Source organism: Chromobacterium sp. Ag138, assembly GCF_055181315.1.
On the sequence record NZ_JBUPWA010000001.1, the window covers coordinates 3010194 to 3029096 of the forward strand.

At 66.1% G+C, this 18903-nt stretch carries 15 protein-coding genes; 9 read left to right on the forward strand and 6 right to left on the reverse strand.

The features are described 5' to 3' along the window. The coding region (locus ACY3GB_RS13960) for a peptidase U32 family protein (protein WP_463089266.1) at positions 1 to 546 on the reverse strand (546 nt) is incomplete at its 3' end. 210 nt (positions 547 to 756) lie between these two features. Here ACY3GB_RS13960 and ACY3GB_RS13965 point away from each other — a divergent pair. The 8 genes from ACY3GB_RS13965 to ACY3GB_RS14000 all read left to right on the forward strand — a co-directional run bounded on the left by ACY3GB_RS13965 (position 757) and on the right by ACY3GB_RS14000 (position 12012). After that, on the forward strand, positions 757 to 2454 hold the full coding sequence (locus ACY3GB_RS13965) for a methyl-accepting chemotaxis protein (protein WP_463089267.1): 1698 nt from the start codon (positions 757 to 759) through the stop codon (positions 2452 to 2454). Positions 2455 to 2899: 445 nt separating this feature from the next. Next, complete coding sequence (locus ACY3GB_RS13970; RefSeq protein WP_463089268.1) at positions 2900 to 4315, forward strand: OprD family outer membrane porin; 1416 nt, start codon at positions 2900 to 2902, stop codon at positions 4313 to 4315. Between the two features lie 81 nt (positions 4316 to 4396). Beyond that, positions 4397 to 5644 carry an ABC transporter substrate-binding protein gene (locus tag ACY3GB_RS13975; protein ID WP_463089269.1) on the forward strand — a complete coding sequence of 416 codons (1248 nt, stop codon included), beginning with the start codon at positions 4397 to 4399 and terminating at the stop codon, positions 5642 to 5644. A 72-nt stretch (positions 5645 to 5716) separates the two neighbouring features. Next, positions 5717 to 6586, forward strand: coding sequence for a carbohydrate ABC transporter permease (locus ACY3GB_RS13980; protein ID WP_463089270.1), 870 nt, complete (start codon positions 5717 to 5719; stop codon positions 6584 to 6586). 9 nt (positions 6587 to 6595) lie between these two features. Beyond that, positions 6596 to 7456 (forward strand): carbohydrate ABC transporter permease, encoded by an 861-nt coding sequence (locus ACY3GB_RS13985; RefSeq protein ID WP_463089271.1) that lies wholly within the window; start codon positions 6596 to 6598, stop codon positions 7454 to 7456. Continuing rightward, a complete protein-coding gene (gene nagZ, locus ACY3GB_RS13990) occupies positions 7453 to 8970 on the forward strand; it encodes a beta-N-acetylhexosaminidase (RefSeq protein ID WP_463089272.1) in 1518 nt (505 codons plus the stop codon). Before ACY3GB_RS13985 ends, nagZ begins: the two co-directional genes overlap by 4 nt. A 1-nt stretch (position 8971) precedes the next feature. Then, positions 8972 to 10090: an ABC transporter ATP-binding protein gene (locus tag ACY3GB_RS13995; RefSeq protein WP_463089273.1), complete on the forward strand. Its 1119-nt coding sequence runs from the start codon at positions 8972 to 8974 to the stop codon at positions 10088 to 10090. 299 nt (positions 10091 to 10389) lie between these two features. Further along, entirely contained in the window at positions 10390 to 12012 is a 1623-nt protein-coding gene (locus ACY3GB_RS14000) for a methyl-accepting chemotaxis protein (RefSeq protein ID WP_463089274.1), read from the forward strand. A gap of 9 nt (positions 12013 to 12021) precedes the next feature. Here the strand turns inward: ACY3GB_RS14000 and ACY3GB_RS14005 are convergent, their stop codons facing one another. From ACY3GB_RS14005 to glpK, 5 genes are all read right to left on the reverse strand, one after another. After that, a complete protein-coding gene (locus tag ACY3GB_RS14005; protein WP_463089275.1) occupies positions 12022 to 12678 on the reverse strand; it encodes a B3/B4 domain-containing protein in 657 nt (218 codons plus the stop codon). 145 nt (positions 12679 to 12823) lie between these two features. Then, positions 12824 to 14335 (reverse strand): glycerol-3-phosphate dehydrogenase, encoded by a 1512-nt coding sequence (gene glpD, locus ACY3GB_RS14010; RefSeq protein ID WP_463089276.1) that lies wholly within the window; start codon positions 14333 to 14335, stop codon positions 12824 to 12826. 171 nt (positions 14336 to 14506) lie between these two features. Then, positions 14507 to 15850: a glycerol-3-phosphate transporter gene (gene glpT / locus ACY3GB_RS14015; protein ID WP_463089277.1), complete on the reverse strand. Its 1344-nt coding sequence runs from the start codon at positions 15848 to 15850 to the stop codon at positions 14507 to 14509. Between the two features lie 194 nt (positions 15851 to 16044). After that, positions 16045 to 16752, reverse strand: coding sequence for an MIP/aquaporin family protein (locus ACY3GB_RS14020; RefSeq protein ID WP_021474963.1), 708 nt, complete (start codon positions 16750 to 16752; stop codon positions 16045 to 16047). Between the two features lie 108 nt (positions 16753 to 16860). Next, positions 16861 to 18363 carry a glycerol kinase GlpK gene (gene glpK, locus ACY3GB_RS14025; protein WP_463089278.1) on the reverse strand — a complete coding sequence of 501 codons (1503 nt, stop codon included), beginning with the start codon at positions 18361 to 18363 and terminating at the stop codon, positions 16861 to 16863. A gap of 63 nt (positions 18364 to 18426) precedes the next feature. Between glpK and ACY3GB_RS14030 the strand changes: the two genes are divergently transcribed. Then, a complete protein-coding gene (locus ACY3GB_RS14030) occupies positions 18427 to 18783 on the forward strand; it encodes a hypothetical protein (protein WP_463089279.1) in 357 nt (118 codons plus the stop codon). Positions 18784 to 18903 lie beyond the last annotated feature (120 nt).

Below are 18903 nucleotides of genomic sequence, written 5' to 3' on the forward strand. Positions count from 1 at the left end.
GTGGCTGATGAAGCACTGGCCGGAGTAGGCCACGCACAGCGCGCCGTGGATGAAGTATTCGATGGTGGCGGAATCCGCCACCCGGTCGGCGATCTTCCGGATCTGCGGAATGCTCAGCTCGCGCGCCAGCACGATCTGGCTGAAGCCGGCGTCGGACAGGAAGCGCGCCTTGTCGGCGTCGCGGATGTCGCACTGGGTGGACGCGTGCAGCTGGATCGGCGGCAGGTCCATCTGCAGGATGCCCATATCCTGGATGATCAGCGCGTCGACGCCGGCGTCGTACAGCTGCCAGATCAGCTTGCGCGCGCCTTCCAGCTCGGCGTCGTGCAGGATGGTGTTCAGCGTGGCGAAGATGCGCGCGTGGTAGCGGCGGGCGAAGGCGGTCAGCCCGGCGATGTCCTCCACGCTGTTGCAGGCGTTGTGGCGCGCGCCGAACGACGGCCCGCCGATGTACACCGCGTCGGCGCCGTGCAGGATGGCTTCGCGGCCGATTTCGGCGGTTTTGGCGGGCGACAGCAGTTCGACTTGGTGCGGCAGCAGGCTCATGGCGGTTCCGGGCTGATCGATGGATACGATGCGTGGTTGGGTGGGGGCGGAATTATAACGGAATCATGGGCTTATAGATAGAAGCCGATTGCGTTGCCCCGTTCTAGGTACGACTACTTAAAATACTGTATCCAGATTGCTTGCCTTCGCGGCGGCTGCTACTCCGAAGAGTATCGGGGCCCGGTCCCCGCCCATAGCAGCGAGTCCCTCATGTTCAATTCCCTCACCATCGCCCGGCGCCTGGCTGTCATGGTCTGCGCGCTGCTGACCATCCCCTTGCTGGTCGGCTGGTACGGCCTGCACACCCAGGAAGGCATACTCGGCGACTTCGCCACCACCTACAACGACCGCGTGGTCTGCCTGAAACAACTGAAAATCGTCGGCGACGGCTACGCGGTCGGCATCGTCGACAACGCGCAGAAGCTTCGCAACCAGAGCCAGACCGCCGCCGGCTTCCTCGCCAATCTGCGCAAGGCGCAGCTCGATGTCAGGCAGCAATGGGGCGATTACCGCGCCACCTATCTGACCCCGGAGGAAAAACAGCTGGCCGACCAGGCCGAGGCGGCGATGGCCAACGCCAACCGCAGCGTGGACAAGCTGTTGCAGATCGTGCGGAGCGGCGACGCGGCCGCGCTGCAACACTATGTGGATCGGGAAATGTATCCGGCGCTGGACCCGGTATCGCAACGCATCGCCGCGCTGGTGGACCTGCAGCTGCGGGTGGCGGCGGAGGAATTCGCCCAGTCGCAGCAGCGCGCCGCCTTCAGCCACGCCGCCAATATCGCGCTGATCGCCGCCGGCGTGGTGGTGGGTTTCCTGCTGGCCTGGGTGATCGTGCGCGGGCTGCTGTCCGAACTGGGCGGCGAGCCGCGCGACGTGGTGGCATTGGCCGAACGCATCGCCGAAGGCGACCTGGACCAAAAGCTGATAGTGAAGCCGGACGACCATCACAGCGTCGTCGCCTCGATGGCGCGGATGCAGAGCGCGCTGATCCAGCTGGTGCGCAATATGCAGGACATCACGCTCAGGCTGTCCAATAGCGCGACCGAGCTCGCCGCCGCGTCGGAACAGGTGGCGACCAGCGCCGAGGAGCAAACCCGCGCCGCGTCGTCGATGTCGGCTTCGGTGGAACAACTGTCGGTCAGCATCTGCTCGGTCAACGACACCGCCGCCGACGTGGCCAAGGATTCGGTGTCCAGCGGCGAGCTGGCCCATCAAGGCGAGACCATCATCGACCAGACGCTGCAGACGATAGGCCGCGTCGCCGAACAGGCGCGCTCCTCGCAGCAGCAGGCCGACCTGATGGGCAGCCGCTCGCAGGAGATCGCCAACGTGATCCAAGTGATCCGCGACGTGGCCGAACAGACCAATCTGCTGGCGCTGAACGCGGCGATCGAGGCGGCGCGCGCCGGCGAACAGGGCCGCGGCTTCGCCGTGGTGGCCGACGAAGTGCGCAAGCTGTCGGAACGCACCGCGCAATCCACCACCGAAATCAGCGGCAGCATCCGCGAGATGCTGGACTGCAGCCAGCACGTGGTCGACAACATCCATCACACGGTGGACCAGATGGAAACCGGGCTGACCCAGGCCAGCAGCGCCCGCGAGGCGATCACCGGCATCGCCGGCAATGTCGACCGGGTGAAGGGCTCCTTGTCCACGATATCGATCTCGCTGAACGAGCAGCAGCAGGCCGGCACCAGCATCGCCGCCAATGTCGAGCAAGTGGCGCAGATGTCGGAGGAAACCAGCGCCGCCGCGACGCAAACCGCCGAGGCCGCCGGCCAGGTGGAACAGATGGCCGGCGCGCTGCAGGCGGCGATCAGCCGCTTCAAGCTGCCGGCCGGCGGCCAGCCGCAAACCTCGGACCGGACGCCGCAATCCTTGACCGCCACCGCCTGGCAGGCCTGATAGCCGCCGCCAAACCTTTCCTCCGGGGAGCCCTGCCTCCCCTTTGAACCTTCCTCTCTCGTTTTGGCCCGCTTCGCGCGGGCGTCTTTCTTTGTACGGATGACGCATTGCAACATCTGCAATTCGAACATCGTGATTCCATTCAGAACATTGATGACTGGTATTTCACTGGTTTATTTTCACAGTCAATCATCACTCATTCCAAATCCATCACCAAATAGTCTTAAATTGCGATTATTTGCTAGTTATAACTTTATTTGTTGCCAATAATTATCATTAATTGGATTTTTATTAATATTTCCATCTTGCATGGCAACATTACAACGCCATGACATTCAATTTCAACCAGAATTGTCTCATACCAATTGAAGACCAATATAAGACCAGCTAACGTGCCTCCAGGACGTCCACCCCTGAATTCGGCAATCGGACCTGGAGCAATCTCATGCACAAGAAACGCTTCTTATTCCTGGCAATCATGGCCGTGCTGTCCGGCCACGCCCTCGCGGCGGAAGAATCGTCCGTCCCCCCCGGCAGCGACGGCCCCGCGCTGAAAGGCACCGCGCAAGCCATTCCGGAAAGCGACGTCTACGACCTGCTGACCAAATCGGAAACCACCTTCAGCGCGCTTTACTACGGACGCGACAGGCAAGCCCAATGGGACGCTCCCGACAAGGGCAATCGTCATGACATCCATGTCAACGCCTTGAACCTGGGTCTGAATTTCAAATCCGGCTATGCCTGGGACCACCTGGGTTTCGACGCCGCCGCTCACGCCGCCATCCGCCTCACCAAAGGACAAGGCTGGTCGGAGGTGCTGTACCACGACTTGAACGACACCAGCGATCCGGACGAAAACGGCGGCGGCAAGGACAAGAGCGGCGCGGTGCTGAGCCAAGCCGCGTTGAAATTCCGCCAGAGCGCCGATGGCCAAGGCTTCTCCGCCCGCGCCGGCTACACGCCGATCAGCATAGGCACGCTTGGCACGTCCGGCGGCCTGCAATCGCATGCCTATCGCGGCCTGGAAGGAAAATACAAGCTGGGCGACTTCGAAGTCGGCTATGGCTGGGCGGACCAGTTCCGCAATGAGTGGGATAGCCGTTTCCGCGACATGACCAACCAGTGGCACCAGAACCGGGCGCCGTATAATGACGGCCGCAAAGTGGACTACGTCCACAGCATCGGCTTCCGCTACGCGCCCAGCGACTACTTCGTCGACATCGGTTTCGGCGAAGGCAAGGACTACCGCCGCAACGCGCAGATCGCCGCGTCCTACACCTGGTCCCTGGGCGCCGACAAGCTGACCGCCACCGGCTACTACTTCACCGGCAAATACCAGACCGCGCTGTCCGGCATCGCCAACCCCAAGAATGAATGGCATGCCAGCAGCAGCCTCAGCTACGCCACCGGCGGCTGGACGCTGATGGGCGGCTACGGCGCCACCCACGCGCCCGACTCCGGCGAATTGAATTTCCGTCTGACGCCGTGGGGCAACTCCGACAACCGCAATTTCATCCAGACCTGGGGCCAGGACGACGACTTTGTCTGGGACGGCATGCGAGTGGTCAAAATCGGCGTCAGCTATGACTTCGCCAAGCTGGGCGTGCCCGGCTTGACCATGGGCGCATCCGCCAATTACGCCAGCAAGGTCAAAAACCAATACGACAGCGCGCGTCCCAATCTGGGCGACACCCACTTCAACGAGGTGGATCTGAGCGTGGCCTACACCGTGCAAAGCGGGCCGCTCAAGGGCGCCAGCCTAGGCGTCTACCCGGCGCAGTTGCGCACGCACGGCTTCACCGGCGACAAAAGCAACCGCAACGACGTGAAAGTGATCGCCTCATACAGCAAGACCTTCTGATCCACCAAGTGGCCGGTCTGCCAGTGCCGGCCGCTTCGCCTATCGGTTCCGATAAGCGAAGCCGAAAGGAGAAAACGCACGATGAAACTGAAGACCCTGAGCCTGTCGCTGCTGATCGCATCCGCATCCCTGTTCGCCCACGCCGCCGACAAGCCGGTGCTGGAGGTGTGGACCATGAGCCTGTCGCCCAAGTTCGACGGCTATTTCAAGGAGCTGGTCGGCAAATACAACGCCCAGCACCCGAATGTGGAAGTGAAGTGGACCGACTATCCCTGGGACGTGATCCAGGCCAAGTTCACCGCCGCCGTCGGCGCCGGCAAGCCGCCGGCGCTGGTCAACCTGAACGTGCCCTGGGCCTACGACTACCAGCAGGAAGGCCTGATCCAGCCGCTGGACGGTCTGATCGACAAGAGCCAGTACGTGGCCGGCGCGCTGAAGGACGTCACCTTCAACGGCAAGGTCTACGCCTTCCCGCACTACAACGGCGCCAATGTCATCGCCTACAACGCCGCGCTGCTGAAGAAGGCCGGCCTGGACCCGAACCAGCCGCCCAAGTCCTTCGATGAGGAACTGCGATACGCCAAGGCCATCAAGGCCAAGACCGGCGTCGCCGGCTTCGCGCCGACGCTGGGTCCGACCAAGATCGAGGCGCTGCTGATCCAGAACGGCCTGGACGTGGTCAAGGACGGCAAGCCGGCGTTCAACAGCCCGGCCCACGTCGCCTTCGTCAAGAAGCTGGCCGACGCCTACAAGGCCGGCGCGCTGCTGAAGGACAATCTGTTCGCCCAGGACAACTTCCAGGTGGCGATGGCGGCGTACAACAGCGGCCGGCTGGCGATGCTGGAATCCACCCCCACCACGCTGACCCGCGTCCGCGACGAAGCGCCCAAGGTCTACCGCGACACCCGCGTCGCCGCCGCGCCGCTGGGCCCAACCGGCATCGCCGCCGGCGGCTGGATGTTCAACTTCGCGGTGGCCCGCAACGTGGACAAGGCGCTGCTGCCGGAGATCGGCAAGTTCGGCAACTACCTGACCAACGCCGACAACCAGCTCGCCTTCGCCAAGCTGGCCGGCACCCTGCCCACCGCGCGCAAGGCGGCGCAGGACCCGCACTTCCAGAAAGTGGCCAATAACGCCGGCCCGGCCGAGCGCGCGGTCGGCATCGCCGCCGCCAATCTGGACAAGACCCGCACCCTGTTCCTGCCGCTGAAGAACGCCGACACGCTGTCGGCCAGGCTGTCGGCCGCGGTGGAAAAAGCGGTGACCGGCCGCCAGGACGCCAAGGCGGCGCTGGACGAGGCCGCCGCCTACTGGAACGGCAAGCTGTAAGCCGGGCCGCTCTTCGCGCCCGCCGTCTTTCCGGCGGCGGGCAGTTTCACTCTCCGCACAGTGGCATTCCGCATGCGCAAACCTCGCAAGACCACGCTGCAGGCTTATCTGTTCCTGGCGCCGGCATTGCTGCTGCTGGCCATATTCTCGTTCTGGCCGGTGGGCTTCGGCTCCTTCTTGGCCTTCACCCGCTACAACCTGATCGACGCGCCGCAGTGGGTGGGCCTGGACAATTTCCGCGAACTGTTCGGCGACGAGCTGTTTTTGTCGGCGCTGAAGAACTCGGCGCTGTACCTGCTGGTGGTGCCGGTGATCCAGCTGCTGGCCATGCTGCTGGCGGTGCTGGTCAACAACAGCCTGCCCGGCATCAAGCTGTTCCGCGCCGCCTACTACCTGCCGGTGGTCACCTCGGTGTCGGTGATCGGCATCATCTGGAACTTCATGTACACCGAGGACGGCGTGCTCAACGCCGCGCTGCGCTGGCTGCACCTGATCAACGATCCGGTGGGCTGGCTCAGCGACGACCACATCGCGCTGTTCGCGGTGATGTTCATCACCGTCTGGCGCGGCATCGGCTGGTACATGGTGCTGTACCTGGCCGGCCTGCAAGCGATCCCGGCCGACGTCTACGAGGCGGCGCAGCTGGACGGCGCCGGCCGCTGGCAGCGTTTCTGGCGCATCACCGTGCCGCTGCTCGCCCCCACCATCCTGCTGTGCTCGGTGATGTCGGTGCTGGCGGCGGTGAAGGCCTTCGAGGAAGTGCAGATCCTGACCAAGGGCGGGCCGATGCAATCCACCTACACCGCGCTGTTTTACGCCTACGAATTCGGCATCAAGTCGCTGAACTTCGGCCGCGCGCTGGCGGCCAGCCTGGTGATGTCGGTCTTCTGCATCGCGCTGGCCTGGCTGAACTTCCGCTACCTGCAACCGCGAGACCGCTGAGGAGACGCGATGAACCACTCCACCACCCTGGCCGCCCCCGCCGTCCGCGCGCGGGCGGACCGGCTGGCCGCGCGGGCCGTCCACTATCTGGCGCTGTCGGCGATCGCGCTGATCACCGTCTACCCGTTCTGGTGGACGCTGGCGACCGCCTTGTCCGGCGACGGCGAGGTGTTCGCCTTCCCGCCGCCCTTGCTGCCCACCGCGCCGACGCTGGACCATTTCCGCGAGGCGGTGTCCAGCATCGACATCCTGGCCTTCTACCGCAACTCTTTCGCCATCGCCGCGCTGACGGTGGCCGGCACGCTGCTGGTCAGCGCGCTGGCCGCCTACCCGCTGGCGCGCATGAAGTTTCCCGGCCGCCGGCTGGTGTTCGGCGCCATCCTCGCCACCATGATCCTGCCCAGCGAGGTCAACTTCCTGGTCAACTTCATCACCGTGTCCAAGCTGCAGCTGACCGACAGCTACAGCGGCGTGGTGCTGCCGACGCTGGCCGGCGCGGTGGGCATCTTCCTGCTGAAGCAGGCGTTCGAGGCGGTGCCGCAAGACCTGATCGACGCCGCCCGCGTCGACGGCGCGTCGGAATGGCAGATTTTCTGGCGCATCATGCTGCCGCTGGCGCGGCCGGCGCTGGCGGCGCTGACCATCCTGACCACGGTGTCGGCGTGGAACCAGTACATCTGGCCGTCCATCGTGATGTCCAGCCCGGACAAGTTTCCGCTGTCGGTCGGCGTGCTGTACCTGGCCGGCGCCTTCAGCTTCAAGACGCGGGTGGTGGCGGCCGGCGCGGTGCTGACCGTGCTGCCCATCCTGATCGTATTCCTGTTCACCCAGCGCTATTTCCTGCGCGGATTCGATGGAGCGGTGAAATGACCCTGAGCGACGAACAACTGGACCTGCTGGCCGGCCGCTGCCTGATGGTGGACGTGGCAGGCCCGGTGTTGAGCGAAGAAGAAGCGGCACGGCTGCAGAAAATGCGCGTGCGCGCCGTCTGCCTGTTCCGCCGCAACGTGCCGGACGCGGCGTCGACGCGCCGGCTGGCGGCGGACCTGAAATGCGCGCTCGGCGACGACATCCTGATCGGCATCGACCAGGAAGGCGGCGCGGTGATGCGCACCCGCTTCCTGCCGCAGGCCCCGGCGGCGATGGCGCTGGCCGCCGTCGGCGATCCGGCGCTGGCGCGGCAGGTGGGCGGCGCGGTGGCGCGCGGCCTCAAGAGCCTGGGCGTCAACTGGAACTTCGCCCCGGTGCTGGACCTGAACAACAATCCGGCCAATCCGGTGATAGGCGAGCGCTCCTTCGGCGCCGATCCCGCCCGCGCCGCCGCCCTGGCCCGCGCCTGGATGGAAGGCCACCTGGCCGAGGGCGTCGCCTGCTGCGTCAAGCATTTCCCCGGCCACGGCGACACCCACACCGACTCCCACCTCGACCTGCCGGTGGTGGACAAGCCGCAAGCCGAGCTGCGCGACTACGAGCTGGCGCCGTTCAAGGCGCTGTCCGCCCACGCGCCGGCGCTGATGAGCGCCCACATCCGTTTTCCGGCGCTGGACGCCGAATGGCCGGCCACGCTGTCGCCGGCCATCCTCACCGGCCTGCTTCGGCAGGAGCTGGGCTACCAGGGCGTCGCCATCACCGACGCCTTGAACATGCGGGCGATACGCGAGCGCTGGGGCCAACCGGCCGGCGCGGTGCAGACGCTGAAAGCCGGGGCCGATCTGGCGCTGGTGCTGCAGTTCGCCGACGAGATGGAAGCCAGCTTCGACGCGCTGCGCGCCGCCTTGCGCAGCGGCGAACTGGCAGAGCCGCGCCTGGCCGAGGCCGCCGCGCGGGTGGATGATCTGATCCGCCGCTATCCCAGCCGCAACGATTACGACTACGCCGCCCAGCAGCGCGCGGCCGACGAGGCGCTGTTCGCCGACGCCTGGACCCGCGCGCTGACCGCCCATGGCGAGGCGCCGACGCTGCCCGCCGGCCAAAGGCTGCGTCTGGTGGTGCAGGACCAGGCGCCGTCCGACGGCGTGTCCGAGGAAGGTCTGGCGGCGGACGCGCTGATCGCCGTGCTGTCCCGGCGCCACGCGCTGGAAGTGGTTCGCTTCCAGCACCGCGCCTCTCTTGACTGGTCGACACTGCCGCAGGACGGCCTGTTCACGGTGCTGGCCTCCACCACCCGCGAGCGCTACGGCCGGCGCGAACAGCAAAGCTGGAAACCGGACTTGCATCTGGCATTATGGAACCCCTACGCCGCCGCCGACATCGCCGCCCCGGCCTTGATCAGCTACGGCTTCGCCGACGCCGCGCTCTTCGCGGCCAGCCGCTGCCTGGCCGGCGAAATCGCCGCCGCCGGCCGGCTGCCGGTGAACCTGGGCCAACCCCATCAGGAGCACTGAGATGTCCCGACTCTCGCTGAAAAACATCCGCAAGGTGTACGACGACGGCAACGCCGTGATCCACGACGTCAGCCTGGACATCCACGACGGCGAATTCATGGTCTTCGTCGGCCCGTCCGGCTGCGGCAAATCGACGATGATGCGGATGATCGCCGGACTGGAGGACATCAGCGCCGGCGAATTGTGGATAGACGACAAACTCTCCAACGACGTCGAGCCCGCCCGCCGCGGCCTGGCGATGGTGTTCCAGAGCTACGCGCTGTATCCGCACATGACGGTGCGCGACAACATGGCCTTCAGCCTGAAGCTGGCCGGCAACAGCAAGGCCGAGATCGACGCCGCGGTGCGCCGCGCCGCGCAGACGCTGCAGATCGAGCACCTGCTGGAGCGCAAGCCCAAGGCCCTGTCCGGCGGCCAGCGCCAGCGCGTCGCCATCGGCCGCGCCATCGTCAGGAAACCCGGCGTGTTCCTGTTCGACGAGCCGCTGTCGAACCTGGACGCCGCGCTCAGGGTGCAGATGCGGATCGAGCTGGCGCGGCTGCACCAGGAGCTGGGCAGCACCATGATCTACGTCACCCACGACCAGGTGGAGGCGATGACCATGGGCCACCGCATCGCGGTGTTCAACGCCGGCCGCATCGAACAGGTGGGCACGCCGCTGGAGCTGTACAACCGCCCGGCCAACCGCTTCGTCGCCGGCTTCCTCGGCTCGCCGAAGATGAACTTCATCCCGGCGCGGGCGCTGGACCAGCACGCTGGCGGCGTGGAGCTGGCGCTGCCGGGCGGATTCCGGCTGGCGCTGCCGCTGGCCGACGCCGGCGAAGGTCCGCTGGCGCTGGGCGTGCGCGCCGAGCACCTGTACTTCGCCGAATCCGGCCTGCCGGCGACTGTGCAGCTGGTGGAGCACCTGGGCGACCAGCAGATCGTCTACCTGCGCCACGAAGGCGAGGGCGAGACCATCGCGCTGAAGCTGCCCGGTCACGAGGCCGAGCCGCGCCCGGGCGAGCGCCGCTTCCTGGCGCCGGACCCGCGCCATTGCCACCTGTTCGGCGGCGACGGACTGGCCATCGCGCGGCTGGCGGACCTGGCGGCGCGCCCTGAGGCCGAGCTGATGGCCTGAGGCGGAGGCGGGGGCGTCCCCCGCCCCTGGAAGCCTCGAGCCGGCGTTATCCACAACCACGCGCAATCCTCCAATTTATCCACAGCGATCCCCCTCCAGCGCGCGTCATCGGCCAGCCGCGCGGCTGGGCATGCTTATCCACAGGAAGCGGCAGCGCGCCGACTTGTCCACAGCTGGCGGCCGGCGCCTCGCCGCCGCGCCTGATTAACGGAAAGTGCTTGAAATGCATACGTAAATATTCGTAAGACATCCTGATCTACCCTACAACTAGAGCACGATCGTTCTTGTTGGGGTCTCGCATGGACCGTCAAACTTCGCTGGCCGGGCAACTGGCCGCCATCGTCGGCCTGGTCGTCGCCATCCTGCTGTGCGCGTCGCTGTTCTCCCTGTTCCAGCTGTGGGGCAGCATCCGCACCTTTCGCGACCAGGTGGCGGCCGACCAGCAAAGCGTGCGGCAGGTGCTGACCATGCAGGTGGACTTCAAGAAGCAGGTGCAGGAGTGGAAGGACACGCTGCTGCGCGGCCAGGATCCGGCCAAGCTGGCCAAGTACTGGGGCAATTTCGAAAAGAAGGAGCAACAGGTCCGCGACGAGGGCAACGCGCTGGCGGCATCGGTGCCCGATCCCCAGGCGCAGCAGCTGCTGCGGCAGTTCGTCGCCGCCCACCAGAAGATGGGCGATGACTACCGCCGCGGCATGGACGCGTACAAGCAGGCCGGCGCCGATTTCAAGGTGGGCGACAAGCAGGTGGCCGGCATGGACCGTCCGCCGACCGAGCTGCTGACCCAGGCCAGCGAATTGCTGGCCAAGCGCGCCCAGGCCAATGCCGCCGCCGCCGAAAGCAGCGCCAACGCCGCGCTGTGGCGGGTGGGCGTCGCCATGGCCGTCGGCACCGCGCTGGGGCTGGGCTTCTTCCTGTACTACATCAACGCCACCATCATCCGCCGCGCCCGCCAGGTGGTCGCCGACCTGACCCGGCTGGCCGACGGCGACTTCACCCGGCCGTTCCAGCCCGGGCGCATGGACGAGATCGGCCGCATCGCCGCCTGCAGCGAGAAAGTCCGCATCCATCTTGGCGCGTTGATAGGCGAGCTGCTCAACGCCGCCAGGCAGGTGGGCGGCACCAGCCAGGAGCTGGGCTGCTCCGCCCAGGCGCTGGCGCGCGGCGCCGAGACCCAGAACGACGCCATCGCCGGCAACGCCGCCTCGCTGGAACAAATGGCCACCAGCGTGGACACCATCGCCGACCAGGCCGCGCGCATCAGCGACGACTCGCGCAACAGCGCGCAAAAGACCCGCGACGGCCTGGACGATGTGGCGCGGCTGCGCCGCCAAGCGGAAACCATAGACACGGTGATGGGCCAGGTGGACCAGGCGTCGCAGGCCTTCCGCGACAGCACCCAGGCCATCGGCCATCTGACCAGCCAGATCCGCGACATCGCCGAACAGACCAATCTATTGGCGCTGAACGCCGCGATCGAGGCGGCGCGCGCCGGCGAAATGGGCCGCGGCTTCGCCGTGGTGGCCGACGAAGTGCGCAAATTGGCGGAAAACTCGGCCAAGGCGGCCAGCGAGATCAAGCTGGTGACGGAACAGCTGAACCAGAACGCGCAGTCGGTGGGCTCGACGGTGCAGAACGGCCTGGACGCCGCCCGGCAGAGCCGCGACACCATGGAAACGGTGATGGCCAATCTGCAGGCGGCCAACGACAGCGTACAGGAAGCCAGCGGCGGCGTCGGCCAGATCCGCGACGCCATTTCCGAGCAGAAGAGCGTCTGCGGCAGCATCGCCCGGAATTTCGAAACCGTGGCGCAGATGGTGGCGGACAACTCCCAGGCCGCCGGCGAGCTGCACGGCGCGGTGCTCAGCCTGAACGGGCTGTCCACGCACATGCAGGAGATGGTGGGCAAATTCCGCCTGTGACGTCCGCCGTCAGGCGGAAAAGGCAGGCCCGGCGGCGTTCAGCCGGAACCGCTGCAGCCGGCCGGCATGCGGCGCCAGCCGCCGCTCCAGCCAATCCATGCCTGCTTCGCCGGACGGAAAGCCGCCATCCGGCCGCTCGCTGACGAACACCGCGTTGCGGCTGGATTCGGTCAGCTTGAAGCGGTCCGACTCCAGCCAGTTCAGGCAGCGGCACACCACTTCGCGGCCGCCGTTCAGCCACGCCGCCTCGCCCGGCAGCGCGCGCTCCGCTTCGACGCGGCCCAGGGGCAGGAAAACTTCGTCGCCGCGCGCCAGATCCAGCAGCAGCGTCCCGTCCAGCTTGTCGATGTCCTCGCCGCCGAACGGCGCCAGGCTGAGCAAGGACGCCTGGTTGTACAAGTCCACCAGCGGCAGGATGCGGCGCAGCTTGCCCTTTTGCGCCGCTTTCGCCAGATACTCCAGCGAACAGCGCGCCTTCTTGTCGCCCGGCAGCGCGCGGTAGATTTCCTTCCAGCGCAGCAGCAGCGCGTCCAGATCGGCCTCATGCGTCGGCAAAGCCAGCTCCGCGTCCGGCAAGCCGGCCGCGTCCAGATCCAGCGCCAACAGCCCGCTCACTTCCATTTCCGGCATCCGGCCCAGCAGGGCCTCGCTCAAGGCAATGCGCATCTTCGCTCCCTTCATCGATATCCGCGCCATGCTAGCCAATGCGCGGAAGGCCGTGAAACGAAAGCTTTTAATAGGGCATTAGCGCGCCGGCGCCGAAAACGAAACAGCCCGGCGAACCGGGCTGTAATTAGATCGGGAAAACCGCTCAGGCGCTCAGCGCCTCGCGCGGCGGCCGCGCGCGCGCGGCCAGCCAGGCGTCCACCACCTCGGCGGCGTTGGCCGGCAGGTGCAGCTTGAGCTTGGAGCGCCGCCACAGGATGTCCTCGCTGCGGGTCGCCCATTCGGCGTCCGCCAGGTAGGCCAGCTCGGCCTCGTACAGGCCCGGCAGCACTTCCTGGCCCAGCCCGGCCAGGCTGTCCGCCTTGCCGATCAGCTTGGAGACGCGGGTGCCGTAGGCGCGCGCCCAGCGTTCGGCCAGCGCCTCCGGCAGCCACGGATGGCGCTGGCGCAGGCCCTGCAGGAAACGGCCGAAGTCGGCGCCCGGCATGTCGCCGCCCGGCAGCGGCGCGCCGGCGGTCCAGGTGGCCTGGCCGCAGCCGAGCAGCGGCGCGATCTTGTCCACCGCCTCTTCCGCCAGCTTGCGGAAGGTGGTGATCTTGCCGCCGAACACCGACAGCAGCGGCGCGCCCTTCAGGTCCATTTCCAACGCGTAGTCGCGGGTGACGCTGGAGGCGTTGTCGGAGGCGTCGTCCAGCAGCGGGCGCACGCCGGAATAGGTGGACAGCACGTCGGCGGGCGTGATCTGGCTGTGGAAGTAGCGGTTGCTCATCTGGCACAGGTAGTTGATCTCGTCGCCGTCTATCGCCATCTGGGCCGGATCGCCGTGGTATTCGACGTCGGTGGTGCCGATCAGCGTGAAGTCGTTCTCGTACGGAATGGCGAAGATGATGCGCTTGTCCGGATTCTGGAAGATGTAGGCGAACGGGTGGTCGAACAGCTTCTTCACCACGATGTGGCTGCCCTTGACCAGGCGGATGGACTTGCTGGACGGCATCGCCAGCTTGTCCTCGATCAGGCTCTGCACCCAGGGGCCGGCGGCGTTGACCAGCGCGCGGGCGCGGACCTCGAAGCGGCCGCCGTCCTCGCGCTCCAGCGTGGCCAGCCAGTGCTCGCCGTCGCGGCGCGCGGCGACGCAGGCGGTGCGCACGTGGATTTTCGCGCCGTGCTCGGCGGCGTCCATCGCGTTCAACACCACCAGCCGCGCGTCCTGCACCCAGCCGTCGGAATAGACGAAGCCGCGCTTGAACGCGTCCTTCAACGGCGCGCCCGACGGGTGCCTGGCGAAGCTGACGGTTTCCGAGCCCGGCAGCACTTCGCGCTTCGCCAGGTGGTCGTACAGGAACAGGCCGGCGCGGATCATCCACTCCGGGCGCTGGTCGCGCGCGTGCGGCATCACGAAACGCAGCGGCCAGATGATGTGCGGCGCCGCCTTCAGCAGCACCTCGCGCTCCTGCAGCGCCTTGCGCACCAGGCCGAACTCGTAATATTCCAGATAGCGCAGCCCGCCGTGGATCAGCTTGGTGCTGGCCGACGAGGTGTGCGAGGCCAGATCGTCCTTCTCGCACAGCAGCACCGACAGGCCGCGCCCGGCGGCGTCGCGCGCGATGCCCGCGCCGTTGATGCCGCCGCCTATGATTACCAGATCGTAAGTTTCCACCGCATACCTCGCTAAAGTCCGGGCTGGCCCTGCCAGCTTTACTACCCAGAATAATTAATAACGAACCTTAATACAACACAAGATTTTCGTTTTACGTTTTATTTTGCGCGTTTTTGGTGTGTGAATGGTTATTTTGCGCGGCCGCCGCGTCGCCGGCCGCGCCCCTCACCTTCAAGCCGAGGCCAGCTTGCCCTGTCGATGGCCATGCCAGGTGGTCAGCGCCAGCAGCACGATGGCGGCGACGCAGGAGCCGATCAGCAACGCGAAGCCGCCGTCCCAGCCGAAATGGTCGACGGTGTAGCCGACCGCCGCGTTGGCGGCCACCGAGCCGCCCAGGTAGCCGAACAGGCCGGTGAAGCCGGCGGCGGTGCCGGCCGCTTTTTTAGGCGCCAGCTCCAGCGCGTGCAGGCCCACCAGCATCACCGGACCGTAAATCAAGAAGCCGATGGCGATCAGCGCCAGCATGTCCACGGTCGGGTTGCCGGCCGGGTTCAGCCAGTAGACGACGGTGGCCAGGGTCACCAACGCCATGAAGAACACGCCGGTGGCGCCGCGGTTGCCGCGGAACAGCTTGTCCGACATCCAGCCGCACAGCAGCGTGCCGGGGATGCCGGCCCACTCGTACAGGAAGTAGGCCCACGACGACTTGTCGACCGAGAAGTGCTTGACCTCCTTCAGATAGGTCGGCGCCCAGTCCAGCACGCCGTAGCGCAGCAGGTAAATGAAGACGTTGGCCAGCGCGATGTACCACAGCAGCTTGTTGGGCAGGATGTACTTGCGGAAGATCTCGCGCGCGGTCAGCTCTTGCTCGTGCGTGTCGCTGTAGTCTTCCGGGTAGTCGTTCCGGTAGGCCTCCACCGGCGGCAGGCCGCAAGACTGCGGCGTGTCGCGCATGGTCAGCCAGGCGAAGACGGCGACGCCGATCGCGGCGGCGGCCGGCACGTAGAAAGCGGCGCGCCAGTCGTTGAACCAGCCCATGCCCAGGATGAACAGCGGGCCGATCAGGCCGCCGCCGACGTTGTGCGCGCAGTTCCAGATCGACACCACGCCGCCGCGCTCCTTCTGCGACCACCAGTGCACCATGGTGCGGCCGCAGGCCGGCCAGCCCATGCCCTGGAACCAGCCGTTGAGGAACAGCAGCACGAACATGACGCCGACGCTGGAGGTGGCCCACGGCGCGAAGCCCATCAGCAGGAACACGGCGGCGGACAGCACCAGGCCGGCGGACAGGAACACGCGCGGGTTGGAGCGGTCGGACACCGCGCCCATCAGGAACTTGGACAGGCCGTAGGCGATGGCGACGCCTGACATCGCGAAGCCGAGGTCGCCGCGCGAGAAGCCCTGCTCCACCAGATAAGGCATGGCCAGCGAGAAATTCTTGCGGACCAGGTAGTAGCCGGCGTAGCCGATGAAGATGCCGAGGAAGATCTGCCAGCGCAGCCGGCGGTACAGGCCGTGCTGCTGCGCGTCGGGCAGCGGAGGAAGGTGTGGCGCGGGTTTGAACAGACTGATCATGGGACTTCTTTCCGAGTTGAGGTGCGGACAACAGCCATCCACCATCCCGGGCGCAACCATAAGGCGTCGCCCCAGGGGCGGATCGCTCCGGCGGGCCGCGCGCTCTGTCGGCGGCGGTCCCGCTTGGGCCAGTCTTGCGCTGGCTTATGAAAACGCCGCCGTGCGGACACGGCGGCGTCGAAACGACTAGAACATCAAAGCGGCAGCGTGAAAGCCAGCGCCGCCAGCGCGCCGCCGATCAGCGAGCCGACCACCGGCACCCAGGCATAGCCCCAGTCGCTGTCGCGCTTGCCGGGAATCGGCAGGATGGCGTGCATGATGCGCGGCGCCAGATCGCGCGCCGGGCTCATCGCGTAGCCGGTGGTGCCGCCCAGCGACACGCCGATGCCCAGCACCAGTAGGGCCACCGGCAGCGCGTCGATCGCGCCCAGCGACATCTTGGGGGCCACCATCGACAGGATGGCGAACACCAGCACGAAGGTGGCGACGATCTCGGACACCAGGTTGCCCGGCAGGCTGCGGATGGCCGGGCCGGTGCAGAAGGTGGCCAGCTTGGTGTCGGCGCAGTCGGTGGTTTCGTAGTGCTTGCGGTAGATCAGCCACATCAGGCCGGCGCCGGCCATGCCGCCCAGCATCTGCGCGGCGACGTAGCCCGGCACCTTGTCCCACGGGAACTTGCCGGCCACCGCCAAGGCCACCGACACCGCCGGGTTCAAGTGGGCCCCGCTGATCGCCGCCACGCTGAACACGCCGACAAACACCGCCATCGCCCAGCCGAAGGCCACCACGATCAGGCCGCTGTTATGGCCCTTGGTGTTCTTCAGCAGCACGTTGGCCACCACGCCGTTGCCCAGCAGCACCAGCAAGGCGGTGCCGATGAATTCGCCCATCAAAGGATTCATGATTGTCTCTTTCCAACTTTATCTTGAGTTGCCCGCCGCTTGGCGCGGCGGGCCATGCCGTCATCGCTCGGGCACGGCCGGCAGCGGGTTGCGCCGGCCCGCGCGCCGTCAGTCCTGGTCGTCGGCCCACACCTTGGCGGCGTTGACCGCGCGTTGCCAGCCCTTGACGTTGGCGGCCACTTCGCCGGCCGGCATCGCCGGCTGGAAGCGGCGGTCCAGCTGCCATTGGCCCTGGATGTCGTCCACGCTCTTCCAGTAGCCGACGGCCAGGCCGGCTAGGTAGGCGGCGCCCAGCGCGGTGGTTTCGGTGATCTTGGGACGCACCACGTTCACGGCCAGGATGTCGGACTGGAACTGCATCAGCAGCTCATTGACGGTGGCGCCGCCATCGACGCGCAGCTCGGCGATGCTCATGCCGGCGTCGGCTTCCATCGCCTTCAACACGTCGCGGGTCTGGTAGGCGATGCTGTCCAGCGCGGCGCGGGCGATGTGGGCGGCCTTGGTGCCCAGCGTGGCGCCGACGATGGTGCCGCGGGCGCTGGCGTTCCAGTGCGGCGCGCCCAGGCCGGCGAAGGCCGGCACCAGGTAGACGCCGTCGCTGTCCTTCACTTCCTGCGCCAGCGGGCCGACGTCGGCCGAGTGGCGGATGATGCCCAGGCCGTCGCGCAGCCACTTCACCACCGCGCCGCCGATGAAGATCGAGCCTTCCAGCGCGTATTGCACCTTGCCGTCCACCTTCCAGGCGATGGTGGTCAGCAGGTTGTTCTTGGATTCGATCGGCTTGTCGCCGGTGTTCAGCATCATGAAGCAGCCGGTGCCGTAGGTGTTCTTCACCATGCCCGGCGTGGTGCACTGCTGGCCGAACAGCGCCGCCTGCTGGTCGCCGGCCACGCCGGCGATCGGGATTTCGCGGCCCAGATGGGCGGCGTGGGTGTGGCCGTACACTTCGCTGGAGCTCTTCACTTCCGGCAGCATGCTGGCCGGGATGCCCATGATGTCCAGCAGCTCGGCGTCCCATTCCAGGGTGTGGATGTTGTACAGCATGGTACGCGAGGCGTTGGACACGTCGGTCACGTGCACCTTGCCGTGGGTGAAGTTCCAGATCAGCCAGCTGTCGACGGTGCCGAAGGCCAGCTTGCCGTCGCGGGCGCGGTCGCGCGCGCCGGGCACGTTGTCCAGAATCCACTTGATCTTGCTGCCGGAGAAATAGGCGTCGACCAACAGGCCGGTCTTGGAACGGATCAGTTCGCCCAGGCCGCGCGCCTTCAGCTCGTCGCAGAACTCGGCGGTGCGGCGGTCCTGCCAGACGATGGCGTTGTACACCGGCTGGCCGGTTTCGCGGTCCCAGACGATGGTGGTTTCGCGCTGGTTGGTGATGCCGATGGCGGCGATGCTGCGGCCGTCGATGCCGGCCTTGGCCACCGCTTCCGCGGCCACGCCCACCTGGCCGCCCCAGATTTCCTGCGGATCATGCTCGACCCAGCCCGGCTGCGGGTAGATCTGGCGGAATTCCTTCTGCGCCAGCGACACGATGTCGCCGCCGCGGTTGAATAGGATGGCGCGGGAACTGGTGGTGCCCTGGTCCAGGGCCAGCACGTACTGATCGGTCATGACTTTCTCCTGTTTGCCGGTAAGGCGGCATGATGGACATGCCTGGGTATCGACGTTGCGCGAATGTTTGTTTTTTTGCTTATGACGTTCGTTTTATTTGCGGACAATTCTAGGCCCGAACAGAACCTTGTCAATCTTCCGGTAAAAAAAAATACATTTTCCGCGCTGCAACCAGAGATTTCTGTGAACGTAACGAAGAATAAATACTTTAATATCAACACACTGAAAGATGTAGCTCCGCGCTACATTTTCACACGCGCCGATTTTTACGCTGCCGCTCCGGAAAAACGGCGCGCCATGCCGGCGCGCGCGGCGAGAACAGGCAAGGCCTCAGGACAAATGGATGGGAAAAACGCCTATTTCGCACTGCAACAAGCATTTGCATGCGCTACAGCCGCGTGCTTGAAAACGAAAAAATAAGAAAATAATCGAAACTAGAAAGCGGATGCTTCGCTCAGACCATCGTCGCAAAACGTTGTTTCGCCAACAAATGGCCGCCAACACGTAATCCTGCCGCTACAACGCAGATATGGCAGCATG